Annotated in this window: 25 protein-coding genes and 2 riboswitches; of the genes, 2 read left to right on the top strand and 23 right to left on the bottom strand. The window is 49.2% G+C overall.

From position 1 onward, the window contains the following. Positions 1–15: 15 nt before the first annotated feature. Entirely contained in the window at positions 16–1,266 is a 1,251-nt protein-coding gene (locus BUA14_RS18125) for a BaiN/RdsA family NAD(P)/FAD-dependent oxidoreductase (RefSeq protein WP_178371730.1), read from the bottom strand. A 294-nt stretch (positions 1,267–1,560) separates the two neighbouring features. Here BUA14_RS18125 and BUA14_RS18120 point away from each other — a divergent pair, with 294 nt between their 5' ends. Together BUA14_RS18120 and BUA14_RS18115 are read left to right on the top strand one after the other, a co-directional pair. Beyond that, the gene (locus BUA14_RS18120) at positions 1,561–2,172 is read left to right on the top strand and encodes a TetR/AcrR family transcriptional regulator (protein ID WP_072773872.1); all 612 of its coding nucleotides are present in this window, start codon (positions 1,561–1,563) and stop codon (positions 2,170–2,172) included. Positions 2,173–2,417: 245 nt separating this feature from the next. Further along, complete coding sequence (locus tag BUA14_RS18115; RefSeq protein WP_072773871.1) at positions 2,418–3,071, top strand: L-2-amino-thiazoline-4-carboxylic acid hydrolase; 654 nt, start codon at positions 2,418–2,420, stop codon at positions 3,069–3,071. Positions 3,072–3,436: 365 nt separating this feature from the next. Here BUA14_RS18115 and pduL read toward each other — a convergent pair whose 3' ends face one another. The 22 genes from pduL to BUA14_RS18005 all read right to left on the bottom strand — a co-directional run bounded on the left by pduL (position 3,437) and on the right by BUA14_RS18005 (position 24,165). Further along, positions 3,437–4,015: a phosphate propanoyltransferase gene (pduL, locus tag BUA14_RS18110; RefSeq protein WP_026198816.1), complete on the bottom strand. Its 579-nt coding sequence runs from the start codon at positions 4,013–4,015 to the stop codon at positions 3,437–3,439. 564 nt (positions 4,016–4,579) lie between these two features. Then, positions 4,580–4,759, bottom strand: a complete 180-nt coding sequence (locus BUA14_RS18105) for a hypothetical protein (protein ID WP_072773870.1) — start codon at positions 4,757–4,759, stop codon at positions 4,580–4,582. 76 nt (positions 4,760–4,835) lie between these two features. Continuing rightward, entirely contained in the window at positions 4,836–6,296 is a 1,461-nt protein-coding gene (gene gcvPB, locus BUA14_RS18100; RefSeq protein ID WP_072773869.1) for an aminomethyl-transferring glycine dehydrogenase subunit GcvPB, read from the bottom strand. Next, positions 6,293–7,633 carry an aminomethyl-transferring glycine dehydrogenase subunit GcvPA gene (gene gcvPA / locus BUA14_RS18095; RefSeq protein WP_072773868.1) on the bottom strand — a complete coding sequence of 447 codons (1,341 nt, stop codon included), beginning with the start codon at positions 7,631–7,633 and terminating at the stop codon, positions 6,293–6,295. The genes gcvPB and gcvPA overlap by 4 nt, the downstream gene beginning before the upstream one ends. After that, entirely contained in the window at positions 7,634–8,020 is a 387-nt protein-coding gene (gene gcvH, locus BUA14_RS18090) for a glycine cleavage system protein GcvH (RefSeq protein ID WP_072773867.1), read from the bottom strand. 131 nt (positions 8,021–8,151) lie between these two features. Beyond that, positions 8,152–9,249 (bottom strand): glycine cleavage system aminomethyltransferase GcvT, encoded by a 1,098-nt coding sequence (gene gcvT, locus BUA14_RS18085; RefSeq protein ID WP_072773866.1) that lies wholly within the window; start codon positions 9,247–9,249, stop codon positions 8,152–8,154. Between the two features lie 112 nt (positions 9,250–9,361). Next, positions 9,362–9,445: riboswitch (glycine riboswitch) on the bottom strand. A gap of 1 nt (position 9,446) precedes the next feature. Then, positions 9,447–9,554: riboswitch (glycine riboswitch) on the bottom strand. A gap of 160 nt (positions 9,555–9,714) precedes the next feature. Then, a complete protein-coding gene (locus tag BUA14_RS28780) occupies positions 9,715–10,572 on the bottom strand; it encodes a sugar diacid recognition domain-containing protein (protein ID WP_072773865.1) in 858 nt (285 codons plus the stop codon). A 270-nt stretch (positions 10,573–10,842) separates the two neighbouring features. Continuing rightward, entirely contained in the window at positions 10,843–13,611 is a 2,769-nt protein-coding gene (gene ileS / locus BUA14_RS18075; protein ID WP_072773864.1) for an isoleucine--tRNA ligase, read from the bottom strand. 345 nt (positions 13,612–13,956) lie between these two features. Continuing rightward, positions 13,957–14,424: a hypothetical protein gene (locus tag BUA14_RS18070; protein WP_005811341.1), complete on the bottom strand. Its 468-nt coding sequence runs from the start codon at positions 14,422–14,424 to the stop codon at positions 13,957–13,959. A 72-nt stretch (positions 14,425–14,496) separates the two neighbouring features. Continuing rightward, positions 14,497–14,955, bottom strand: coding sequence for a DivIVA domain-containing protein (locus BUA14_RS18065; RefSeq protein ID WP_035213918.1), 459 nt, complete (start codon positions 14,953–14,955; stop codon positions 14,497–14,499). Positions 14,956–14,968: 13 nt separating this feature from the next. Further along, a complete protein-coding gene (locus BUA14_RS18060; protein WP_005811344.1) occupies positions 14,969–15,766 on the bottom strand; it encodes a YlmH family RNA-binding protein in 798 nt (265 codons plus the stop codon). An 11-nt stretch (positions 15,767–15,777) separates the two neighbouring features. Next, positions 15,778–16,065, bottom strand: a complete 288-nt coding sequence (locus BUA14_RS18055; RefSeq protein WP_072773863.1) for a YggT family protein — start codon at positions 16,063–16,065, stop codon at positions 15,778–15,780. Between the two features lie 3 nt (positions 16,066–16,068). After that, the gene (locus tag BUA14_RS18050; protein WP_072773862.1) at positions 16,069–16,518 is read right to left on the bottom strand and encodes a cell division protein SepF; all 450 of its coding nucleotides are present in this window, start codon (positions 16,516–16,518) and stop codon (positions 16,069–16,071) included. A 21-nt stretch (positions 16,519–16,539) separates the two neighbouring features. After that, the gene (locus BUA14_RS18045) at positions 16,540–17,241 is read right to left on the bottom strand and encodes a YggS family pyridoxal phosphate-dependent enzyme (RefSeq protein ID WP_072773861.1); all 702 of its coding nucleotides are present in this window, start codon (positions 17,239–17,241) and stop codon (positions 16,540–16,542) included. A gap of 69 nt (positions 17,242–17,310) precedes the next feature. Continuing rightward, on the bottom strand, positions 17,311–18,297 hold the full coding sequence (locus tag BUA14_RS18040) for an HlyD family efflux transporter periplasmic adaptor subunit (protein ID WP_072773860.1): 987 nt from the start codon (positions 18,295–18,297) through the stop codon (positions 17,311–17,313). Continuing rightward, positions 18,266–19,669, bottom strand: coding sequence for a sensor histidine kinase (locus BUA14_RS18035; RefSeq protein ID WP_072773859.1), 1,404 nt, complete (start codon positions 19,667–19,669; stop codon positions 18,266–18,268). Before BUA14_RS18035 ends, BUA14_RS18040 begins: the two co-directional genes overlap by 32 nt. Positions 19,670–19,672: 3 nt before the next feature. Further along, positions 19,673–20,356, bottom strand: coding sequence for a response regulator (locus BUA14_RS18030; RefSeq protein ID WP_072773858.1), 684 nt, complete (start codon positions 20,354–20,356; stop codon positions 19,673–19,675). Between the two features lie 2 nt (positions 20,357–20,358). Beyond that, a complete protein-coding gene (gene pgeF, locus BUA14_RS18025) occupies positions 20,359–21,177 on the bottom strand; it encodes a peptidoglycan editing factor PgeF (RefSeq protein WP_072773857.1) in 819 nt (272 codons plus the stop codon). A gap of 175 nt (positions 21,178–21,352) precedes the next feature. Then, positions 21,353–21,625 (bottom strand): YlmC/YmxH family sporulation protein, encoded by a 273-nt coding sequence (locus BUA14_RS18020; protein ID WP_005811353.1) that lies wholly within the window; start codon positions 21,623–21,625, stop codon positions 21,353–21,355. A gap of 53 nt (positions 21,626–21,678) precedes the next feature. Beyond that, complete coding sequence (gene sigG, locus BUA14_RS18015) at positions 21,679–22,452, bottom strand: RNA polymerase sporulation sigma factor SigG (protein WP_072773856.1); 774 nt, start codon at positions 22,450–22,452, stop codon at positions 21,679–21,681. Between the two features lie 58 nt (positions 22,453–22,510). Further along, entirely contained in the window at positions 22,511–23,260 is a 750-nt protein-coding gene (gene sigE, locus BUA14_RS18010; RefSeq protein WP_072773855.1) for an RNA polymerase sporulation sigma factor SigE, read from the bottom strand. Next, positions 23,260–24,165 (bottom strand): sigma-E processing peptidase SpoIIGA, encoded by a 906-nt coding sequence (locus tag BUA14_RS18005; protein ID WP_072773854.1) that lies wholly within the window; start codon positions 24,163–24,165, stop codon positions 23,260–23,262. Before BUA14_RS18005 ends, sigE begins: the two co-directional genes overlap by 1 nt. Positions 24,166–24,388 lie beyond the last annotated feature (223 nt).

The following is a 24,388-nucleotide window of genomic DNA, read 5'->3' as shown; positions in this document are numbered from 1 at the left end:
TCTCTAATCATTTCATCATCCGTCGGCAGCACTCTTGCCCGCCACATAGCCTGAAGACCAGGCCCATTGCAGGTTATAGCCTCCGCAGTCTCCATCAATATCCAGGATCTCGCCGGCAAAATAAAGTCCCGGCACCAGCAGAGATTCCATGGTCCTGGGGTTGATATCACGAACATCAAGGCCTCCGGCCGTGACCTGAGCAGCCGTCCAGCTGTTGGTGCCGATGACCTGGAAACGCCAGTCTTGAAGCAGGTTCAGAATACCTGCCTTTTCCCGGGCGGTCAAAGCAGCGACCGGCTTGTTAATATCTTCAATGCCGGACTGTTTGAGGAGCACGGGAACTAACTGCTTATTGATAAAGCCGACAAAGCTGAAATGCACGCTCTTTTCCGGAGCCTCCTCCCAGCGCTTGCTTAGATACTGCTCAAGCTTTTCCCTGGACCAAACGGGGAGCAGCACCACCTTAAGCCAAACCGCATTCTGCATCCGCAGTTTTTCGGCAGCCGTCCGGCTTAATTGGAAAATCGGCGGACCGGAAATCCCATACTCCGTAAATAGGATTTCCCCTTGGGCTTTGGCCAAAGTTTTTCCCTTGACCAGCACTTGCGCCCCGCCATCGAATTTGATGCCTTTAATCTGTTTGAGGAAGGGCGACTCCAGCTTAAGTTGGACCAAAGCCGGGAAAGGTTCCACCAGGCGATGTCCCAGTTTTTCGGCCAATGCATACCCACTGCCATTAGTACCCAGATTGGGAGCGGCCTTACCTCCGGCAGCCAGAATAACGCGATGAGCAAAATACTTCTTGCCATCCTTCGCCGCCAATTCAAAGCCTTGGCTCACTTTACAAATCTCTTTCACTTCGGCTTCGAGCATCGTCTCGATCCCCAAGTGCTCCACTTCATAACGCAGAACATCCAGGACACTGGAGGCTTGATTGGAAAAAGGAAAGATTTTGCCTTCTTCTTCAACTTTATGAGTGATACCCAGCTCCTCAAAAAAGTCGATGGCCCGATGATTATCAAAAGCTTGTAAAGCACTATAAGCAAATTTAGGATTTTGGCCATGGTAATGGGATAAATGCAAATCCGTATTCGTCAGGTTGCAGCGCCCATTGCCTGTGGTCAGGATTTTCTTGCCGACCCGTTGATTCCTTTCCAATATCCTAACCTCTGCCCCTTCCCGCCTGGCGATCACCGCTGCCAAAAGACCTGCTGCTCCCCCTCCCACCACGGCGACTTTGAGCTTTTCTTCCTTGGGCATTGCCATCCCCCTTATCCATAAAACCCCTCGTCTTACTGACGCTTTTATTGTTAAATCTGTTATATTTTAAATCTCTTATATAATACACTATTTTCTTAGCCTAAACCAATCTTCACTTTTCGGACTTATCGTAAAGAAAGTCCCCAAAGACTGCTTTCGCACTTTGTTACTTCGCCAGGTTGACACATCCACATCGGCGGCAATTGCAGAAACAGGCGTATCTCTTGACAAGAAAAAAGGATTGCACTATACTGATAACGTCGTTATCAATAACAACGTTATCAGCGTGGGAGGGATGTCATGTCATTACCCGATTGCAGCATTGATCCTAAGATATTGGTCAGCGCGAAAGAAGAGTTTTTGCGAAAGGGATTTGCCGAGGCATCCTTGCGGGAAATATGCCAAAAAGCCGGCGTCACCACCGGCGCTCTGTACAAAAGATTTTCCGGAAAGGAGGAATTGTTCGCGGCCGTACTGGAACCTACTCTGAAGGACATCAACGTCTTAAGCGAAGCCGTGGAACAGAGTAATTATGAACACCTGGAACGGGAAGAAATGCAGGCGGTGTGGGATATGTCGGAAGCAACCCACCAAAGGTGGATCGAGTTTCTTTACTCCAGGTATGACGGCTTTAAGCTTCTTTTGTGCTGCTCCGCAGGCTCCGTATATGCGAATTTTTTGAATGATTTTGTAGCTGAGAACACCAAACATACCCTGGCCTTTGTGGAAGAAGCCTTTGCCCGGGGGCTTACAAAAATCCGCATTGACGAAGATGAGCTCCACATCCTCCTGACGGCATATTGGTCCACCCTGTTCGAAACGATCATCCATGATTTTTCCAAAGAAAAAGCGCTGCACCATTGCAGCATCATTACCAAATTTTTTAACTGGCAAGCTGTTTTAGGGTTTTGAACCTTAAAGACGCGTCCGAAAACCCCAAAATTTTTTAACACAAAAGTTAGTCTCCCCTAACCAAAATCCAACTCTAAAGGAGAAGAACAACTGAAAAAACGGTGTTATAGGCTGCATTCTGTCCTATGTCAGGCCCTGCCGGGGGAAGCCGGCGACAAGCTTTCCGGCAGGGAGCGCAAAGGAAGGATTTTTGTCAACGGACTGGCGCTTCATTAACGTGAGATGAGGAGAGGAGAGGAACGGCAATGAAAGAAACCTTCACCTATGATATGCAGGCAAGAATTTTGTTTCTTATGTTTAGTAAAAGGGTTTTCGGCTATCTTACCGGCAGCCTGGGAAAAGAAAAAACAGCTTCGCTCCGCAGAAAAGCGAAGAAGGAATATCGGGAAATGCTGCTCAGAACCCCTTCGGTGGGCGGTAAGGATAACATTTTCCGCTCAGGTCTTATCATGGCTGCGATGTTTTTTGCGGTTTATAAGGCAGCGAACGGCGCCATCAGCGAGCAAATGTTCGGGGAAATGACAGTTCATGCGGCACATACACCGTTCTTGCTCAAATCCTATTCCCAAAAGGACGCCTTTTCCGAAAAAATGATGCGCCAAAAAACCATCGCCGCAGAGCGTTCGCAGAAACGGGAATACAGTACGGATTGGGTATTTACACATGAAATAAAAGGTCCGGACGAGCACATCACCACGTTTCGTCAGTGCGCCATATGCGAGCTTGGAAAACGCGAAGACTGCTTTGCTCTCGTAAAATATATCTGTAACATTGATTTCATTACCTATGACCAAATGGGAGCGAATCTGATTCGCACCCAAACGCTGGCCGACGGCGATGATGTATGCGGATTTCATGTTGTAAAAAAGACGAAGGTCCGTCATCCCCCGAGCCGGTAAAGATGCGTGCAGCACCTCTTCACCAGCTCCTCGCCATGCGTGATCAGCAGAACGAGTTTCCTTCCGGGGCGCGGTTTGCAAGCAAAGGATTCTCTATTTCCGCTTCATACACGACCACCGGAAAGCGTCATTAATGAGCATCGCTCCGGCGGAACCGGAACGCATAGCGTTTTATTGTAAAAAAACCCGTCCCAGGACAAGAAACTCTTCTTCCTGTGACAGGTTTATTTTATTAGTCGGAGAAAAAAGGCGGCATATTTCAGGCATGAGGTTCCCAGAGAATGCGCAGTAACGTTGTTCACATCGGATAGTATACGTACAGCATCCCCATTGCCTCATTACCAATGGGGATGCCGAGTGAATTATTACTCGATAATAACGTCCAGCAAATCCCCATTTTTTAAGCCAAAGGCATTGCCTTCGTCCGTATCCACATGCATATCCAGAGCATAATTGGGGTTAACCCGAATCAATACCCGTTCAAAGACACCGGCCCGTGGTCCGGTGACTTGGACCTTGACATGATCTCCATCTTTTAAACAGTATTTTTCAGCATCTTCCGGAGTCATATGAATATGACGGGCTGCAATAATGGTCCCGGCTTCAACCTGAACTTTTCCGGCAGGGCCTACCAGCTCCAAACCAGGTGTTCCGGAGAGATCTCCCGAATCCCGGACCGGGGGTTTGACGCCAAGCTTAAAGGTATCCGTGGCTGCCAGTTCCACCTGGGTTGCTTTGCGGGCAGGTCCCAGCACCCGGATATTGGCCATGGTGCCCTTGGGCCCCACCAGGGTTACCGTTTCTTCACAGGCGAATTGACCGGGCTGGGATAAATCCTTGGTCCGGGTCAACTGATGTCCGGCACCAAATAAAATTTCAATATGTTCTTCAGAGAGATGAACATGGCGATTGGAAATTCCTACAGGAACTTTAAAGGTTTGCATTATAATAACCTCCTGGTTTAAATTTGCAAGCTTTCATATGCACATTGATTAATTATACTCCACAATTCGGCAAAAATCTGTATCTGAAAATTGTTATTTTAGCTTAAGGGTTTTTTAAAGGGTTTTCTTAGCATTTCCCAAAGTTTCTTGGGGCATTACATGTTGCTCCGGAAAGATGATTTGAAAGCTGGTCTCCAGGATTTTGATTTACACCGGTCGCTCCATAAGCTGCGCGGACAAAACTAACGCTCAAGCCCTCCGCTCCGAAAGGTGCACCTGCGCCGCTGAGTCATTCTCTGTGGAAGGCGGCTTGGGCGAAACCCTCGCCCGGGTTTCGTGCCCAAATCGCTCCTCGAAAGCACTGCTTTCGCACTTTGTTCTCAATGGGCGGTTGGAAACGTCCTGTTTCCAACCTTTCTCCGCTGCAGGCTTTTCGCGAAGTTTTGTTTCCGCTCGCTTAAATTCGCTCCCTTGTGTAAATCAAAATCCTTGGACTGCTTTTCGGGTCTGTTCATATATGGCTTTGTAGGATCAAGAACACGACCCGGGCAGTTTTTTCCGCCTTTACCGACGCTGCTTAAGCAGTATGGTCGGCTGCCTTGATAAATCCTTCGCCGGTGTCGCCGGAGCCGCCGGTACTACCTGCACCCATAACCGGCTACCCGGAAAGAACCGCCAAAAGATCTCCCGGCCGCTTTTTCCGGCGGGAGATCTTTTTACTAAGGCAATCTTTTGACTAATCATAGCCCTTCTGATCACTCACAAATATCACTCACAAATATTACTCACTGATAGCTTTGCTTTAGCTGCGAATCCCTTACTATGATTTCCGCCAGCGCAGATCGGGTTTGCGGGCAGCCCCTGTTTCATCCAGACGGGTAACCAAGGTATCGTAGGGGGCATTTTTCACCATTTCTGCGTCCTGCTTCACTTCTTCAGCGATTTGGATCATCACTTGGGCAAATTGCTCCAGAGTCTCCAGGCTCTCTGTCTCTGTAGGCTCGATCATCATGGCCTCTTCCACAATGAGAGGGAAGTAGATCGTCGGCGGGTGATAGCCATAATCCAAAAGCCGCTTGGCAATATCCAGGGTATGGATGCCATAGTCCTTCAGATTTTTGGGAGTGATGATAAACTCATGCATGCACACCCGGTCATAGGGCAGGTGATAATGGTCTTTCAGGATGCTCATCAGGAAATTGGCGTTGAGGACGGCATTCTGAGAGGCGGCTTTCAGCCCCTCCCCGCCTAAGGCCCGGATATAGGCATAGGCCTTTACCAAGACTCCGAAATTAGCCTGAAAAGCTCTTACCCGGCCAATGGAGAGCGGACGGTCGTCATCCCATGAGTAACGGCCCTCAGGGGTCCGGATTGCCACAGGTTTAGGCAGATAGGGAGCGAGGAATGCCTTCACCCCTACCGGGCCTGACCCTGGGCCTCCCCCGCCATGGGGTGTGGAAAAGGTCTTGTGCAGGTTAAGATGCACCACATCAAAGCCCATATCCCCAGGGCGGGCTATGCCCATGATAGCATTGGCGTTGGCTCCGTCATAATAGATCAGGCCCCCCACAGAGTGGATGATTTCAGCGATTTCCAGGATGTTTTCATCAAATAATCCCAGAGTATTAGGGTTGGTCAGCATCAAGGCAGCCACTTCATCACTGGCCACCTGGCGCAACGCCTCGATGTCCACCCCTCCCCGCTCATTGCTGGGCACCTGAACAATGTCATAGCCGGCCATGGCCCCTGTGGCCGGGTTGGTCCCATGAGCAGAATCGGGAACAATGACCTTCCTGCGCTTAACATCCTGACGGTGGTCATGGTAGGCCTTGATGATCAGAATCCCGGTCATCTCCCCATGGGCACCGGCAGCGGGCTGCAAGGTAAAGGCATCCATGCCGGTAATCTCGGCAAGTTCCTCCTGGAGTTCAACCATCAAGCCCAAGGCGCCTTGAGTTAATTCTTCCGGCTGATAGGGATGAATCTGACTGAAGCCCGGCAAACGGGCCAGTTTCTCATTGACCTTAGGGTTATATTTCATAGTGCAGGAGCCTAAAGGATAAAAGCCTGTATCCACTCCGTGATTGAAGGAAGAGAGCCGGGTAAAGTGACGGACCACATCCACCTCGGAGACTTCCGGCAGTTCAGGTTCCTTATCTCTTAAAAACTCTTGAGGAATCAGATCCTCGAGAGGAATTTCCGGTACATCACAGGGAGGCAGGCTTACCCCCGTTCTCCCTTCTCTGCTTAGTTCAAAAATCAGCGGTTCCAAGGCTCTCATTGTATCTCCCCCATTCCGGCCACCAGCCTGTCGATATCTTCCTTGGTCTTGGTTTCTGTTACGCAGAAGAGAAGATGCTGATCCAGCTCAGGGTAGAAGCGGGAAAGCTCCAGACCGCCGATGATCTTATGGCTTAAAAGAGCTTCATTGATTTGCCGGGGACTGACCTCTGTCTTGATCACAAACTCATGGAAGAAAGGACCCTGGAAAGCAAGGCTCATGCCGGGAAGCTTGCCAATCTCCTCAGCCCCATAATGGGCCTTCTGCAGATTAAGCCTGGCCATCTCCTTTAATCCCTGTTTTCCCAATCCCGAAAGATGAATGGTAAAAGCCAAGGCACAAAGGGCCTCGTTAGAGCAGATATTGGAGGCTGCTTTTTCCCGGCGGATATGCTGTTCCCGGGCTTGCAGAGTGAGCACATAGCCTTTCTTGCCGTTTTTATCTTTGGTGGCTCCGACGATTCGCCCGGGCATCCGGCGTACATATTTTTCCCGGCAAGCCAGAAATCCCAGATAGGGGCCGCCGAAGTTCAGGGGATTGCCAAAGGGCTGCCCCTCCCCCACCACGATATCCGCCCCCAGCTCCCCGGGAGATTTAAGCAATCCCAAAGATACCGGATTAACCGCCATCACCAGCAGTCCGCCTTTGGCATGGGCCATTTGGCCAATCTCTTCAGCTTTTTCGATCATACCAAAGAAATTAGGGCTTTGGAGAAGAACCGCCGCCACCTCGTTATTCAATGCTTTTTCTAAAGCCTCAGAGTCTACTGCTCCCTCCTTATAAGGGATCTCCAGGATCTCCACCCCTCGGGGAAGCAGATAGGTCCGGAGGACCTCCCGGTATTCCGGGTGAATCGTTTGGGGCACCAGGACTTTCTTTCTCCGGCTGGCGTCGCAGCTCATTAAAGCTGCTTCGGCAAGGGCCGACGCCCCATCATACATGGAAGCATTGGCCCCGTCCATTCCCGTCAGCTCACAGACAAGAGTCTGGAACTCATAGATGGCCTGCAAGGTCCCTTGGCTGATCTCCGGCTGATAAGGGGTATAGGCCGTATAGAACTCCGAGCGCAGCAAGAGCTGATCCACATAGCTGGGGATAAAGTGCTCATAAGCCCCCGCTCCCAGATAAGAGGTATACTCTTCCACCGTTTTATTCTCTGCAGCCAGCCTGCCCATATATTTTACCAGCTCCAGCTCAGACAGCCCTTCCCGAATCTTCAATTGAGCCTGGCGCCGAACGCTTTCCGGGATATCCGCAAAAAGCTCTTCAAGGGAGCCTACTCCAATCCGGGTGAGGATCTGTTCCTGCTGGTCCACCGTGTTCGGCACGTAATTCATTTATTGGCCCTCCTCCGCTAGAAACGCCTCATATTCTGCGGCTGATAAGAGTTCATCCAATACCTTCAGATCTTCCACTTCCACTTTAATCAGCCATCCCTCACCATAAGGATCATCATTGAGAAGTTCAGGAGAATCCAGAACCTCTTGATTATAATCGATAACCCTGCCGCTAACCGGAGTAATCATATCCGACACGGCCTTGACGGATTCCACGGTTCCAAAGGCCTCCCCGGCCACCACCGTGGTATCATTATCAGGCAGTTCCACAAAGACCACATCTCCTAAGCTGTCCTGAGCATGAGCCGTAATCCCTAAAGTCACGGTATTTCCTTCGACCTTAGCCCACTCATGAGATTTGCTGTACTTTAATTCTACTGGATTCATACTATCATCCTCCTTATTTTGCGGGGAAAAGGAACAGGTCCCTAACCCCATTTAATCGTGTTTTTAACAGCCCCAGTGCTCTGTAACACTTAAAACCTGCCTTGCCCGGTGAGGAAAATTTTCGCACTGCTTTACCCCTGCCGTTTGTAGAACTGTGAAGGAATAATCCGGGCCTTAACGGCTTTCCCACGAATGATCACATCCAAGGTTTCCCCCATTTGTGCATACTCCAGGGGAATCAGGCCAAGGGCAATGTTTTTGTTTAAAGTAGGTGAAAAAGAGCCAGACGTAATAAAGCCGATTTCTTTTCCCTCTTTCTGAAGGGGATAATGGGAGCGGGCTATGCCCCGTTCAATCATTTCCAGGCCTACCAACTTTCTTGGCACACCTTTCTCCTTTTGTGCAGATAGGGCCTCTTTGCCAATAAAACGTTCTTTTTCCAGCTTGACAAAAAACCCTAGCCCGGCCTCCAAAGGTGTGATATCCGGCCCCAGTTCATTGCCGTATAAGGGCAGTCGGGCTTCAAAGCGGAGAGTATCCCGGGCGCCCAGACCAATGGGTTGAACTCCTTCCGACCCTCCAACCTCAAGAATTCTTTCCCACATCCGGGGAGCATGCTCAGGAGGCAGGTAAATTTCAAAGCCGTCTTCCCCGGTATACCCTGTCCTGGAAATCAGGCAAAGGACTCCATCCACTTCCCCATGCTTAAACCAATAGTAGTTGATCTGTGTTAAATCCATACTTGTCAGCTTTTGCAGGATTTTCTCCGCTAAAGGACCTTGCAAAGCCAATTGGGCAAAGTCCCCAGAGCGATTTTCCAAACTTATTTCAAAGCCCTCAGCCTGAGCCTGCATCCAGGCAAAATCCTTATCCGTGTTGGAGGCATTGACCACCAGCAGAAAATGCTCCCGGTTATAGCGATACACCAGTAAATCATCCACTACACCACCGTCAGAGGTGCACATGGGAGAATACTGAATCTGGTTATCCTGAATTCGCGACACATCGTTAGTCAATAGGTACTGCAAAAAAGCAAGGCTATCCTTTCCCTTCAACTCCACCTCACCCATATGAGAGACATCAAAAAGCCCCGCTTTGCTGCGCACGGCCTTGTGCTCCTCAATGACTCCGGCGTATTGAACCGGCATTTCCCAGCCGCCGAAATCAATGAGTTTCGCACCGGCCTGGCGATGCTTCTCATACAGTGGTGTTCTTTTTAGTTCCGTCACTTAGGACACCTCCCTAGAATTGAGTATTAACCAAAACCGGAAAAAACATTATTGAACACGGGGAAAATAAAGAAATGGGTAAAATAAAAAACAGAGAATAGCACGTCGCGCTACCTCTGTCCTTTGACCTGAGAGATTTACCCTTTGCTTGCGGGCTACCCCTTTGGTGTTCTCCACTGAGAAGCTCTCCAGAGTTTCGTCTTCCAGCAGTACTTTTGCCTGAGAGTTTCCCTTTCTGAACAGGCGACATTCAGGAAGTTTCTCCTTCGGCGCTCAGGATGTTGAGTCTCTCCCACTGGAATCATTCGAAGCTTTATGTATTTTTACCTGATCCAAATTGACTGGATTTACCTGCTTTTATTATAGTCAGCAAACTGATTTTCGTCTACACAAATATCCCATTCTACATAAATAATAAAATGTACAAATCCCCCATCATACCTGCCGGTTGGGAATGATTAATTCTTACAGCTTGTGGGCCAGCTCGTTTAATTCAGTGCCGACCTGTTGCAGCTCCTCCACCATCTGCGCAATCTCCTGAGTGGCTTTAGCTTGTTCTTGAGCTATGACATTGTTTTGAAACACCCCATTGGCGATCTCTTCCATAGTATCCTGAAAGGTGCTCAGCAAATCATTGATTTCATTGGCTGAACGATTGCTTTCATCAGCCAGCTTGCGCACTTCTCCCGCCACTACCGAGAATCCTTTTCCTTGTTCTCCCGCACGGGCCGCTTCAATGGCCGCATTAAGCCCTAAAAGATTGGTCTGCTTCGACACCCGGCGAATGAATTCGGTGACACCTTCCGTGGCCTTAACATGCTCTTTGGCATTCTGGGCTACCGTAGCCACAGTCTGACTCACCCCCGCCACCTCTTCCGAAGAAGCCGCCATTTCCTGGATAGCTCCAGCCGCTTGTTCCAGAGCCTCTCCCATCCGCTCCACATGAGCCTTGAGAACCTCTTTCAGTTCTTCATCCCGGAGTAAAAAAGCAATCATCGCCGCGGTGACTTTCGCTACAGGAGCAACACTATTCAAAGGGCCGGCCACACCAAAGGTCCCCAGCTTTTCACCTTCGAGGACAATGGCGATGTTCATGCCTTCCCGTTGTTTTCCCTGCGAACTCATTTCATCTTCTGCAGTGATTTTGATGTCTTGGATAGAGGTCGTCATGATGCGGTGTGCACCCGCATGGGCAACGCCAACCCGCTGTTTAGCCGAATCGGCGATAATGGTCCCCGTAGCGTCACAAACAATGCCATGAAACCCACTTTCGGAATAAATCAAATCCACGATCCGGTTGGCCAGACTCTCTGTAAGCCTCATTTTCTTCACTCCCACCTCTGTAGGTCTTTAATTTGAGCATTTAATTCAAAATCCCAGAAGAAAATCAAGTGCAATTTAGTACCTGATCCTAAAAATTAGACAAATAAATCCACTGGTTTTCATCACTAAATATAATACTAAGTATTCAAACTATTGTCCATGGATTTGACCTTAATAATAAACGTTATCGTTTTAGATACATTAAATAAGACTTGAGCGGATAGTACCGCCCAAGTCTTAAAAATAGAAATAGTAAAGAAATGCTGTTTTTTAGAGATGGCTTACAACGGAAGCACAGCGGGGGCAGAGGGTAGGATGCTCTTGATTCTCCCCAACTCCTGTATCGTAAATCCAGCAGCGCTCGCATTTTTCTCCTGCCGCCGAGTTCACGGCTATGCCGAAACCCGCCAGGTCTTCTGCCATGCTCAGACCCTCAGGCTTCTCTTCTCCTGCACTATGGAGCTGAACTGCCGAGACGATGAAGATTTCCGACAGATTGGGAATATCTCTTAAGAATCCTTCCAGTTCAGTATTGGGATACAGGTCTACCTGAGCTGTCAAAGGATGGTTGATCAATTTATCCTGACGGGCTTTTTCCAAGGCCTTTGTTACCTCAGAGCGGACCGCCAACAGCGTATCCCATTTTTGCTCCAGAGCTTCATCCAGCCATTGCGGATCAACCTTGGGCATTTCCTCAGTTTGGACATGGGAACCAGCAGGTACCCCTGGGACATAAGGCCAAATCTCATCCGCCGTATAGGTCAGCACCGGCGCCATCAAGCGCACCAGGGCATTGAGGACATCGTAGAGCACTGTCTGAGAAGCACGGCGCAGAGTGGAATTCTTTCCTTCCACATAAAGCCGGTCTTTCACGATATCCAGGTAAATGGCGCTTAGCTCCACAGCGCAGAAGTTATGCACCGAATGGTAAACCCAGTGGAATTCGTACTTCTCGTACCCCTGCAATACCCGCTGGGTCACTTTGCCCAGCTGCAGCAGAGCCCAGCGGTCAATCTCCGGCAAATCTTTATAATCCACCCGGTCCTTAGCCGGATCAAAATCATTAAGATTGCTCAGCAAGAACCTTAAGGTGTTGCGGATCTTGCGATAGGCTTCGGACATTTGCTTCATAATCCGTGGTGATACCGCCACATCATTCTTATAATCGGCGGCGCACACCCAGAGCCTTAAGATATCCGCCCCCATCTCCTTCGTTACCTGCAAAGGGTCAACTCCATTGCCCAGAGACTTGGACATTTTGCGTCCTTTTTCGTCCACCAGGAAACCATGAGTCAGAACTGCCTTATAAGGAGCTTTTCCATAAGCGGCTACCGATGTGGACAAAGAAGAGTTAAACCAGCCCCGGTGTTGGTCCGATCCTTCCATATACAGATCGGCGGGCCAGGCGAGCTCCTTCCGTTCCATCAGGACGCTGGTATGGCTGGTTCCGGAGTCGAACCAAACATCCATGATATCCGTCTCTTTGCGGAAAGACTTACCTCCGCAGGAACAGGTGAATCCCTCCGGCAAAAGTTCGGCGGCGGGACGAACAAACCAGGCGTCGGACCCTTCCTCACGGAAGATTTCCTGAACCTTGGCAATAGTCTCATCGCTGATGATCTCTTTCCCGCAATCCTCACAGTAGAAAATGGGAATGGGAACCCCCCAGGTCCGTTGCCGGGAAATGCACCAGTCTCCCCGATCGGCTACCATGTTATAGATACGGTCCTTGCCCCAGGAAGGAATCCATTGCACCTTGTCGATTTCCTCCAGGGCCGCTTTGCGGAACCCATCGATGGAAGCAAACCATTGTTCTGTGGCCCGGTAGATAATGGGGTTATTGCAACGCCAGCAATGGGCATAGCTATGCTTAATTTTCTCCTCATGAACCAAGGCGTGGAGATTCTTAAGATCTTCGATAATCACCGGGTTCGCTTTGTCCACCTTCATGCCCGCATAGGCCCCGCCTTCAGCGGTGAACTTCCCTTGATGATCCACAGGGCAAAGCACAGGCAGCCCATATTTTTTACCGACATTAAAGTCTTCTTCCCCATGTCCGGGGGCGGTATGAACGCAACCTGTTCCTGCTTCCAGGGTGACATGTTCCCCCAGAATGAGTACAGAATCCCGATCGATGAAAGGATGCTTACAGATAACACCTTCCAGTTCTTTGCCTACGAAACGCTTTTCCACGGGGAGCTCAAGATTCCAAAGGGAACGCAGGCTCTCCAGCATCCCTTCAGCGACAAGCCAATGCTCCTTCTCCACTTGCACCTGGACATAGCTGAATTCTTCATGCAGGGTAATGGCCAGGTTGGCAGGCAAAGTCCAAGGGGTAGTGGTCCAGATGATGACAAAGGTGTTTTCATCAGTAAGGACCCCTTTCCCTTCCTTAACGGGGAACTTGACATAGATGGCATGGGAGGTCTTCTCAGCATACTCGATTTCCGCTTCCGCCAAAGCCGTTTCACAAGAAGGACACCAATAGACCGGCTTCAAGCCCTTATAGATGTATTTCTTGCGGGCCATTTTACCAAAGACTCCGATTTGGGCGGCCTCATACTCTTTTTCCAGGGTTAAATAAGGATTCTTCCAATCTCCCCGCACACCTAACCGTTTAAACTGCTCTTTCTGAATGCTGATATATTTTTTGGCGTACTCTTTGCACATCCGGCGGAATTCCACCACCGAAACAGCATGGCGATTGACCCCTAATTTCTTGATGACCTGTTGCTCGATGGGCAGACCATGAGTATCCCAGCCGGGAACATAGGGGGCATCGAACCCTGCCATGGTTTTGTATTTGACGATAATGTCTTTGATCACTTTATTCAAAGCATGGCCAAGGTGAATATCACCATTGGCATAAGGGGGGCCATCGTGAAGAACAAATTTCGGCCGCCCTGCCCGGGCCTTTTGCACCGTGGCATAGATATCTTCTTCTTCCCATTTCTGCAGAATTTCCGGCTCCCGCTGGGGCAGGTTTCCCCGCATCGGGAAGTCCGTTTCCGGTAAATTCAAGGTATTCCGGTAATCCATAATTATAATTCCTCCTTGTTTCGATAAAGCTAGATCTCCTGAATATAAAAAATCCCGCACCCAAAAAAGGGACGGGATATCACTCGCGGTACCACCCTTGTTACCATTTCCATGGCCACTCGGAAGTCCTTTAACGGGGACCGGGCGGAAGGCTTACTTTTATTTCTGCACTTCACTCTAAGGGGATACTCCTTGTTTTTCCTCACAGGCTTTCACCACTTCCTGCTCGCTTTAGAGGCTCCAACCAAGGACAGTCCTTATCAACGCTGTTCCATATAAAAATGTCTTCTTATTACTTATAGAATTTATTACTTATAGAATATAATGCCCAAAAAGGATTGGTGCTTAATCATTTAACACCTTACGAATAATGGTCACGAGCTTGGCCTGACCTTCTAAACCAACCGGCTCTCTCATAAATAAGCAAAGAAAAGGAACCTTCTTCTCTTTCCAGGCCAGGGTTGTTTGATTGAGTTCATCTCTGTTCAAGCTCAGTTGATGAGGGTCCGCCTCAGAGGATAAACCAACGACCACACCCCGTTGTTCCATATCATCAAGAGCACGGAAGGCGCGGTCCAACAAATCATCGCTTCCAGCCATCAGGATGTCTCCGTCCCGATAAGGACCAGGTTCCGCTTTACCAATATAGATGACCTGCACTTCCTCTTGATTCCTCAAAGAGTTTGGCGAAGAGGTAATCTCTATTTCGTGGCGTCCTAACTTCCCTGTGATAGAACCCTGCTCCTCTTTGTGTAGTCCCAAGCCCTGCACAAGAAAGTCGGAGCCAAGCTCCGAATACAAAATACTCTTCATGCGAAATCTTCTTCCCCTTCAAAAAATGTCTAGATTTAATTCTAGCACAATCACTCATTGTTTCGCAAGCATTCAAGAAACACGATCTTTGTCAAAAGCTTCCGCTAAATCAAGCTGAGCAAGCAAGAAAGACTTCAATTGGGTCCGAATCATTTCCCGGCGTTTTTGCAGGTCTTCAATTTCATCGTTTACTTGATTCAGTTTCTTCTGCGCCTCACTCATCCGCTTTGTCTTCTCTTGTTCAGCTTCCTTTAAGACCAGCTCAGCTTCATGCCGTGCCGCTTGCTTCACATCGTCCGCGGTCTGCTGAGCCAGGACCATGGTCTGCTGCAAAGTGGACTCCAACTGCTTATACTGCTTTAACTCCGCTTCAAGACGCTGGACTTTGTCTCTCAGTTCAAAAATCTCAGCATAGACCCCCTCATATTCTTTGCTGACGCTTTCCAAGAACTTATTTACTTCTTCAGTATTATAACCCCGAACCCCTTTGCGAAACTCTTTATTTTGAATATCGATGGGAGTTAATGCCATAATCATCCTCCTCTTAATGCTTATGAGGTGTATATAGTATGACGTTCCATGCAATTCTCCCCTTGCGGGTCTCTTGAAACTCAAGCAAACGCATACGGCCATAACCGCGACAAGATAATATATCCCCAGGTTTCACTTCCAGATCCGCTTTGGCTACCATCCGGTCATTGCGTTTAACTTTCCCCTGCTGAATAAGCTCCTGGAACATAGTCCGGGAAACATTAAAACCGCTGGAAGCCACCGCATCAATGCGGGAAGATGCTGCGGTAATGCGCCGCTCTTTCCCCTGTTCCAGGGGAATCTCCACATCTTGCTCCACGGCCTCCACACGGATCCGTTCTCTTCCCGCCTTATCCCATTGACTAAGAAGAAAATCGGCAATTTCCTGGGCAACAGCCACAAAGCAACACTGTTCAGTCAAACGTATATCCCCAATCACTTCCCGCTTCAACCCCAAACCCATCAGGGAGCCTAAAACCTGACGATGGTCGAGCTTGCCCCGAGGATCAGTGGGGGTTGCCTGCAAAGCCCGGATCTCGCTGGGGACATTATCCAGAACATCCGGATCTGCGACCACCAGAAAGCGCACCCTTTCCGCATCGGAAAACCCACCCTCCAACCGAAAAGCAAGACCTTCCCGCTGTAGGATGCCTTCCAACCAATTAGCTAACGCCTGTCCCAGAAAAGGAGTCCATACCGGCTTTCTTTTTCGCAAGGCCTCATTGCATAAATCCAGCAAATGAGCTCCTTCCAGCCGCATCTCTTTCTCTGTCCAAAATTTCAAGGCACTGCGGTCAATATGATATTCCATCCCTTCCACCCTTAGAGACGAAGCAAAATGCTGAGTATCCCAGGAAGTAAGATGGAGCGAACCAGCATCAGCACGAAATAGGCAATAAGCGGCGCCAAACCAATGGCGAAACCAGGCCCTCCAAATTGAAGACGCTCAAAAGGCCTTATCAAGGGATCCGTAATATCATGTAAGATACGCACAAAAGCATTATAAGGCAGATTGGGAATCCATGATAACAAAGCACGCAAAATGATGGCGTACATCAGAATCAGGAGCACCTTATCAGCCACTTGATAAACAAAAATTATAATAATCACTCCTTATTTAGTGAGAGACCAAAAGAAGCCTTTCTCTTTAAAGTCATCCTTCATTTCTCCGGATATATCCACATTATTAGGCACAAAGAGGAAAATGCCGTTGCCGACTTTTTGCATATTTCCGCCTAAAGCATAGGTAGCGCCGCTGACAAAATCCACAATCCGCTTCGCCAAATTGCGTTCAGCATTTTCCAGATTAACAATTACAGGACGGCGGTTTCTTAATTGATCGGCGATGTTTTGCGAGTCTTCAAAAGCCTGGGGCTCTATCACTACGACTTTGATTTGCTTTTGGGTGTGAATACTGACCACTTGAGCCCCTTTGCGATTGCCGGTCCCCCTGGTCTCTTCCCGGACTTCTTCTTTCTCCTCTTCTTCTTCGAAATAATCTTCCTCATAATCATCGTCTGCAAAACCCATAATACCAATCACTTTGTCAAATAATTTAGCCATTGTCATTGACCTCCTTCAACATTACTCATGATTTAAATCTATTCGTTCGCCAAAGATTTGTCTTCCCACCCGGATGATGGTGGACCCTTCCTGAATTGCCCACTCAAAATCCTGACTCATCCCCATGGATAGTTCTTTAAGGTTCACATGAGGCACATTTTTCTGCTGAAGCTGCTCCTTGAGCAGGCGAAGCTGTCGGAAAAAACCTTGAGTATCCTCAGGGGAAGCACCCAAGGCACCGATGGTCATCAATCCATAGACCCGGATATGCTGACAACCCGCTGCCTCCGTCAGGAAATCCTCCACTTCTTCGGCCAATAATCCTGCCTTTTGTGAGTCCCGGGCAATATTAACCTGGACGAGGGTAGGCCAGATAATATTTCGCTGAGCTCCTTGGCTTTCTAAGGTCTCTAACAGGCTAAGCCTGTCCAGAGAGTGGATAAGGGTGATCCTCTCATCCAGATACTTCACTTTATTGGTTTGCAAACGGCCAATGAGATGCCACTCGCAATCCTCCGGAAGCTGTATTGCCTTGTCCTGCCATTCTTGAACCCTGTTTTCGGCGAAAGACCGCTGTCCTGCTTCGTATGCCCTTTGCACCGTCCCGGCACTCATGGTTTTACTTACTGCCAGCAGCTTGATCGCGGATGGATCCCGGCCGCTTTTCACTGCAGCCTGCTCAATCCTCTGCTGCACAGCAGATAAATTTCCATATATATCCATTTATTACACCGTCCATCTTGTTTCAATTCTACAAAGAAGGCCCGTTTCCTGCCTGTTTCATAGAACAGGTTAAGATTGAGAGACATTTTTTATATTCATGATCAGCCCATCGATGCCCATGCGGGGATTAGTGATGACGGGAATTCCATGGGGCAGGTTCTCAACACAAATGAACTGGTCATTTTGATCCAAAATCTTGACCTTGCGGTACTGAATGGCCCCTTCCTTAACCACATAGACCCCCAGCTCCTCACCTTTATTCCACAAGCTGCTCTTAGGAACAAGCACCCCGCTGACCGAAGGTCTCTGCACAAGTGAAATATCCTGGAGTCTCTTTTGGCTTGTCCCATTGATATATTGGTTAAATTGAACGACCAGACCATGGGGATCATCCAGAAGGCGCAGAATCTTGGCACTGTAATTCTGATCATTAATGATCAGCTTAACGCTTTTCCCTACCTCATACCCCTTAGTCTCAACTTTGAGCACGGCCACCGTAGGTTTGAGATTGTTGACTATCTTACCGATAACTTTTCCCGCCGCCACACTCTCGCTGCTCTGAGAGGGGGGTGACTCCTGAGCTTCCTGAGTTGCGGATAGCCCCTGGGTTGGTTGAAGAATTTTACCCACATCCATAGCCAGGAGATTTTCAGGGGTTAAATAAGTTTCCAATCCATCGATGGCGGAGAAGACGATACCGCCGCTGGAGGTATAGAGGTCATGGGCGGAAGCAGCATTCTCCTGTCCCAGCGCCACCCCTCCGGAATGAATCCTGGCGATCAGGTCCCCCTTGCGTACTCTTTCTCCTTCCTGAACCAGAAATTCCGGTGTTCCTGCCCCAGGTGCTTTGAGCAAGGTTTCCTCATTGGCAAAAACCGCCGCGACGGTCTGGAGATGGTCAATACTCCCTTGCCTTGCGATCTCAACCTTAAGGGATCCTGTCAGGAAGCTGGAACGGTAAACCCATCCCAGCGAACTCAAGAGAAGAAGAAGAAAAACGCTGACACCAAACACCCGAACAACTTTATAAATTCCCCTCCTTGGGCTCCTCTTCATTCTTCTCCACTCCATTTCCGGTTGGTAATTCACAGATAAATACTGAGCCCGAACCCGGTTCAGAGGCCACAGTAATTTTCCCTTTGACTCCTTCAACGATATGCTTGACAATGCTTAAACCCAGCCCCGTTCCCCCTTGTTCCCGGGAGCGGGCTTTGTCCACCCGGTAAAAACGTTCAAAGATGCGGGGCAGGTCCTCTTTAGGAATCCCACACCCTGTATCGCCGAACTCTAAAAAAATCTTCCCGTCGTCATGAAAAGCATGGAGCCACACTTTACCCTTCACAGTATATTTTACAGCATTTTCCATAAGATTGAGAAGTACCTGGCTCAATAAATCTATGCCCATGGCAACTTCCGGCAGGTCCTCCGGTATTTTAATCTCTAATTCGATCTTTTTAGCCTCCGCATAAGGCTCAATCACGGGGCGGATCTTCTCATAGGCTTCCTGAACTTTGCTCATACCCTGACCCGCATCCTGCCGTTGGTTTTCGATCCGGGAAAGAGTCAGCAGCTCATCCACCAGGCGCTGCAAACGCAGGGTCTCCTTATGGATGATATTTAAAAAACGCTCCCGCAAGTGAGGAACTTCCGACGCCCCATCCAGCAAAGTCTCTACAAATCCCTTGATCGAGGTTAAAGGGGTTCTCAGCTCATGGGATACATTCCCGACAAACTCCGTCCGGAGCAGCTCCAAACGGCGAATTTCCGTAATGTCATAGCAGACGATCACTGCCCCCTGAGAGCGGGCCCTCTCTCCGCTTATCGGACTGACCTGTGCCCGGATCATGAGTTTCGAATTCGTAGCCAGCTCGATTTGGCCGGAGCTGCCCTTTTCCAAAGCTTGCGTCACCAGGTCTCCTAATTCCTCAAACCCGCATAATTCACTGAAGTGCTTATCCCGGACAGCCTCCTGCTCTCTGCCAAAAAGCCTTTCTGCCGCTCGGTTGAGCAAGACAATACGTCCCACATGGTCCAGGGAAATAACCCCTTCCTGCATACCGGCAAGAATAGCCTGGATCTTCTGGGCTTCTTGTCGGTTATTCAGCATGCTGAGATTGATCTGCTGCCCCAAATTGGCAATTGCCTTGGAGAGAGTTCCTAATTCATCAGCATCCTCAGGAAGAGAGTCTGGCTGAAACTCCTCTTCAAGAATCCCGGCAATGGCATCATTCATTCTACGGATGCGCTTTTCAAATTGAAAAGCAAAGAAGTAGACAATTCCCCCGGGGAGAAGGATCGCCAAAGCTGTAGAAGAAGGATCGATATCCCAACGAATCCCTGTATGTACTTGAGCACCCAGCCAGAAAAGCAGTATGGAAAAGGAGCTGACCAGCAGATAAAGACCTAAGATAAGCCACTTAATCTTCATGTTCTATCCTTTCAAACGATACCCGATACCGCGCAATGTTTCGATATATTCAGGATTTGAAGGGTCTTTCTCAATTTTTTGTCTGAGATGCCGCACATGGACATCCACTGTTCGTGTATCCCCTGCGTATTCATATCCCCAGATTCGTTCCAGGAGCTCATCCCGGGTATAGACTTTACCGGGATAGGTTGCCAGGACACGCAGCAATTCAAATTCTTTCGGTGTTAATTCTATGTACTCTCCACGAACGGATACTCGGAAACGGTCCAAATCAATATGCAGATCCTGACGAAGGATATCGTTGTTCTCCTCCGAAGGCTTGAGACGCCTCAGCCTGGCCCGGATTCTGGCGATCAGCTCTCTGGGGCTGAAAGGCTTGGTAATATAATCATCGGCGCCGATCTCCAGCCCCAATACTTTATCAATCTCTTCCCCTTTTGCTGTCAGCATAATGACCGGCAGTTCAACAAACTTGGAGGTCTTGCGGATTTGATTCAGTACTTCCAGACCGCTGATACCGGGAAGCATAATGTCAAGAACCACAAGCTCCGGTTGTTTTTCCTCAAGAATGCGCAACGCTTCAGACCCGTCTGCCGCCATCAATACCTGGTAGCCTTCTTTCTCAAGATTAAACCTGAGCAGCTCCTGAATTGGTTCTTCGTCATCAACCACCAAAATTACGGCCACGATTACTCCTCCTTTTCCGGCAGCCGGCGAATCCAGCCTGCCATCCGTCCTGTCTGCGGACCCTCCCGGCGATGAGAAAAGAAGGAGTCCGTATGACAGGCGGTACATTCCGGGGCTACCCATAGTCTTTCCCGGGGTATCCCAGCTTCCCTCAATACCATCGCATTGGCCGCCTTTAAGTCCAGCAGCCCATGTCCGTTTCTGCTTGGTTTTAAAAAAGGCCTCTGCGTAAAATTTTTAGCAAACTCAGCCATAACCCGTTCATCCACTTCATAACAGCAGGGGCCAATACTTGGTCCGATAGCCGCCCAGGTTTCACCGGGCTCTCCGCCAAGGCGCCGGAATTCCTCCAGCATATGACCCACGATCTTCCCCGCTGTTCCTTTCCATCCCGCATGAGCAATGCCAACGGCTCGAAGGCCGGGATGATAAAAGAACACCGGAACGCAATCTGCAAAAAAGGCCATCAAGCCGGTGTGCTCCATGGTATACAGGCCATCGACACCGGCAATCGAACTATCCAGGGATTCGCTGCCTCGTCCCCCGTCTTTTTCTTGCACTTGATGGATTCTGGTTCCATGGACCTGCTCCCCAACCACAACCTGAGATGGAGCAGCATCCCATTCCTGAAACCATAAATCACGGTTAAGCCGTACTTTATCAGGCTCATCCCCTACATGGAGTCCAAGGTTTAAGCTGGCATAAGGTGCCGGACTTACCCCTCCCCAGCGTGTGGAAAACCCAATCTGAAGTCCCGCCGCTTCCCAGCGGGGAATGGTAAGATAGGTTAGATTTTTTCCCTGACGCCAACTCCAAGTCATCGGTTTCCCCCCATACGATTCTCGACTTTAACTATACCATAAAGTTTAGGGAGGATGCACTCCCCAAAGGTCCTATTTACACGATTTAAAGCCTTCCGAGGGTTGTATTGCCCTTCAGAAGGCTTTCTCTATCTTTTACAAAAGACTTTCCATATCTCTATAGACGTCGCACCTATCACCGCCGGTCGTCCACCAGGGAATTGAATTCCGGCAAATCGGTGGCATCAACCAAAATGACATCCACCCCGATTTTTTTTACCCGCTCCCAGGGAACAAGAATATCCTCTGTCCGTCCCCCAAAGAAACCCCAGCTTCGAGAGGCACCCTGCACTACGATCCCCTTAATCGAACCCCGTTCCAGATCCAGATCCAGGTCTTTAATCGGACCCAACCGGCGACCGTCTTTAATATTCACTATATCCAATAAACGCAGCTCAGAGATCCGCATCCATTATACCTCCCCTCTCTCCATATATATTCCGGAGAGAAGAGGTTTATACCTCATACATACTTGCGCATATGCCCCAAGGCTGCCTTCTCCAAACGGGAAACCTGGGCTTGGGATATCCCGATCTCATCGGCTACTTCCATCTGAGTCTTGCCGTGGAAAAAGCGCAGGGACAAAATGAGCTTCTCCCGTTCACTCAGCCGCCGCAAGGCTTCCCGTACGGCAATTCCCTCCAGCCAGCTGTTATCGGAATGCTTTTCATCCCCGATCTGATCCATAACGAAAATGGGATCTCCCCCATCATGATAGATGGGCTCGAAAAGAGAGATGGGTTCCTGAATAGCATCCAGAGCAAAAATCACTTCTTCCCGGGGCAGAGTCAGCTTAGCCGCAATCTCCGACACCGTTGGTTCCCGGGAGCATTCATTGACCAGCTGATCCCGGACTTGCAGCGCTTTGTAGGCGATGTCCCGCAGAGACCGGCTGACCCGAATCGGATTATTATCCCGCAAATACCTGCGAATCTCTCCGATAATCATCGGGACAGCGTAGGTCGAGAACTTTACATTCTGGCTCAGATCAAAATTATCGATAGCCTTCATCAGGCCAATACAACCTACCTGAAAGAGGTCATCCACATACTCGCCACGATTGGTGAATCTCTGAATCACACTGAGCACCAAGCGAAGGTTGCCATAAATCAACTTCTCCCGAGCTTCTTTTTCCCCGCTTTGATAGGCAATAAATAACTCCTTCATTTTTGCGCTACTGAGAACAGGCAATTTTGAGGTGTTCACTCCACAGATTTCTACTTTGTTTAAGGCCATTTGAGCACCCTCCAAGCCATTTTTCATCTTGGAAGAGTATGCCCGCTGGAATTGAAACTTATTCCAAACGGATAAATTCTTTCCGCAAACGGCGGATAATCCGCTTTTCCAGCCGTGAAATATAGGATTGGGATATACCCAGCCGATCGGCAACTTCCTTCTGGGTTTTTTCTTCTCCATTATCCAAACCAAAGCGCAATTCCATAATCAATTTTTCCCGATCCGTCAGCCTGGCCATCGCTAAATGCAAAAGCTGGCGATCCACCTTTTCCTCCAAAGGACGGGAAATAATATCGTTTTCCGTGCCCAGGACATCGGAAAGCAGGAGCTCATTGCCATCCCAATCAATATTTAAAGGCTCGTCGAAGGATACCTCGGTTCTCGTTTTATTGTTGCGGCGCAAATGCATCAGGATTTCATTTTCAATGCAGCGTGAAGCATAGGTTGCCAGTTTGATCTTTTTCTGAGGATCAAAGGTATTGACAGCCTTGATCAGCCCAATCGTGCCAATGGAGACAAGATCCTCGATACCGACTCCCGTATTTTCGAACTTGCGGGCAATATAGACCACCAGCCGCAAATTTCGTTCAATCAGAACATCCCGGACACTCACATCCCCCCGCTCCAGGCGTTCCAACAGCTCTCCTTCCTCATCCGTGCTCAGGGGAGGAGGGAGAGCTTCACTGCTCCCTACATAATAAATTTCCCGCCAGTCGGTAAACCTGCTTATCAGTTTTGACTTGATTTTTACGGCCCATAACTTGATATGTTCCACTATCAGTTTGATATGCTCTACTATCCTTCTCATCAGCTTTCCTCCGCTCCTTGAACATGCTCCGGATGCAGCAAGGCCTGATAGGCTCTATCCGGGCTAAGCACCTGCCGCACAAAAGCAAGGGTTGCTTTCATTTCCCTGGGCTCCGGCAAGGATGTGCAAATCACCTTTTGGGGTCGGATACCCAGAAGCCAACTTTTATGTCCCACTCCCTGATAGGGGATAAAGGCACATTGTTTAATCCATAAAGAATCGGACTGCCACAGCCAGGGCCAGGGATCATCCAAATCCCGCCAAGCTCCTTGCAAAACCGGGAGCAGCTCTTCCGGCACCCCGGCGGCAGCTGCCTCTTCTTCAATTAAAATCACCGGATATCCGGTCAACGGATCCCGCAATTGATTCCCCGTATCCAGCAACGCTTTCACCCTGAAGGGATTCCCCTGGCCGCCCATGTCAATCTCCAGGTCATAGATTGAAGCCTGGTGTTGGGCAGTGGAACCTAAGATCCGATGCCAGGCTTTTTGAGTAAACCACCACAGTCCGGCCACCAGGGGCAGAATCCACAGATTCTTCAGGCCAAGCCGCAAAGAACCCCCTATTCCGCCATCGAAGCTGATCCAGCCCCATAAGGCATAAACAAGCCCCCCCAGCCCGGCTGACAAAACCCAAAATATTAGGATAGACTTAAAATAAAGCCTGAGTCCTCGGTAGGGATAGGCCAACCAAACCATGAGCCAAGGAATGAGGTATTTACTCAAATCAAAAATCAACGAGGCTGGAGCATAGGCAGAGAGAATAACCGGAATTTCTCCAGCGATTACACCTGCCGCAATTCTCTTGCCTCGAAAGGGTAGATTCGCTAGTCGGGCGGCGAGGATTAAGAGCAAGGCATCCATACTTCCATTCACTAAAAGGTCAAGATCCAAATACCTCTCCATGACTCATTGCAGCCCTTTCTACCGTCTCTCCCAAATTATACCGAAGGTAGCGAATAAAAGCTGTCGCAATAGGTGGGAATATTTAGGAAAACTATTGCGACTGGTGACGTATAATCGCGGTTAAGCTAAATTGGACAGGAAAGATTTTCAAACCTTTTCCCGCAACTGGAACAACAGTAAAGCAAAGGAGTTGTCCGAAATAGGTACGCGCGTACCAATTTCG

Source organism: Desulfitobacterium chlororespirans DSM 11544 (genome assembly GCF_900143285.1).
Taxonomy (GTDB): domain Bacteria; phylum Bacillota; class Desulfitobacteriia; order Desulfitobacteriales; family Desulfitobacteriaceae; genus Desulfitobacterium; species Desulfitobacterium chlororespirans.
This window is presented reverse-complemented; position numbering and strand designations above follow the sequence as displayed.

Coding starts and splice junctions, on each gene's coding strand:
- BUA14_RS18040 (WP_072773860.1), bottom strand. CDS start 18,297: ATGAAGAGGAGCCCAAGGAGGGGAATTTATAAAGTTGTTCGGGTGTTT.
- BUA14_RS18115 (WP_072773871.1), top strand. CDS start 2,418: ATGAAAGAAACCTTCACCTATGATATGCAGGCAAGAATTTTGTTTCTT.
- BUA14_RS18020 (WP_005811353.1), bottom strand. CDS start 21,625: ATGCGGATCTCTGAGCTGCGTTTATTGGATATAGTGAATATTAAAGAC.
- BUA14_RS18005 (WP_072773854.1), bottom strand. CDS start 24,165: ATGGAGAGGTATTTGGATCTTGACCTTTTAGTGAATGGAAGTATGGAT.
- pgeF (WP_072773857.1), bottom strand. CDS start 21,177: ATGACTTGGAGTTGGCGTCAGGGAAAAAATCTAACCTATCTTACCATT.
- gcvPB (WP_072773869.1), bottom strand. CDS start 6,296: ATGAGAGCCTTGGAACCGCTGATTTTTGAACTAAGCAGAGAAGGGAGA.
- BUA14_RS18050 (WP_072773862.1), bottom strand. CDS start 16,518: ATGGCTAAATTATTTGACAAAGTGATTGGTATTATGGGTTTTGCAGAC.
- sigE (WP_072773855.1), bottom strand. CDS start 23,260: ATGAGAAGGATAGTAGAGCATATCAAACTGATAGTGGAACATATCAAG.
- ileS (WP_072773864.1), bottom strand. CDS start 13,611: ATGGATTACCGGAATACCTTGAATTTACCGGAAACGGACTTCCCGATG.
- BUA14_RS18105 (WP_072773870.1), bottom strand. CDS start 4,759: ATGATTAGTCAAAAGATTGCCTTAGTAAAAAGATCTCCCGCCGGAAAA.
- gcvPA (WP_072773868.1), bottom strand. CDS start 7,633: ATGAATTACGTGCCGAACACGGTGGACCAGCAGGAACAGATCCTCACC.
- BUA14_RS18070 (WP_005811341.1), bottom strand. CDS start 14,424: ATGAAGAGTATTTTGTATTCGGAGCTTGGCTCCGACTTTCTTGTGCAG.
- sigG (WP_072773856.1), bottom strand. CDS start 22,452: ATGGCCTTAAACAAAGTAGAAATCTGTGGAGTGAACACCTCAAAATTG.
- pduL (WP_026198816.1), bottom strand. CDS start 4,015: ATGCAAACCTTTAAAGTTCCTGTAGGAATTTCCAATCGCCATGTTCAT.
- BUA14_RS18125 (WP_178371730.1), bottom strand. CDS start 1,266: ATGGCAATGCCCAAGGAAGAAAAGCTCAAAGTCGCCGTGGTGGGAGGG.
- gcvH (WP_072773867.1), bottom strand. CDS start 8,020: ATGAATCCAGTAGAATTAAAGTACAGCAAATCTCATGAGTGGGCTAAG.
- BUA14_RS18045 (WP_072773861.1), bottom strand. CDS start 17,241: ATGGATATATATGGAAATTTATCTGCTGTGCAGCAGAGGATTGAGCAG.
- BUA14_RS18060 (WP_005811344.1), bottom strand. CDS start 15,766: ATGGAATATCATATTGACCGCAGTGCCTTGAAATTTTGGACAGAGAAA.
- BUA14_RS18120 (WP_072773872.1), top strand. CDS start 1,561: ATGTCATTACCCGATTGCAGCATTGATCCTAAGATATTGGTCAGCGCG.
- BUA14_RS18035 (WP_072773859.1), bottom strand. CDS start 19,669: ATGAAGATTAAGTGGCTTATCTTAGGTCTTTATCTGCTGGTCAGCTCC.
- BUA14_RS18065 (WP_035213918.1), bottom strand. CDS start 14,955: ATGGCATTAACTCCCATCGATATTCAAAATAAAGAGTTTCGCAAAGGG.
- BUA14_RS28780 (WP_072773865.1), bottom strand. CDS start 10,572: ATGAGGCTTACAGAGAGTCTGGCCAACCGGATCGTGGATTTGATTTAT.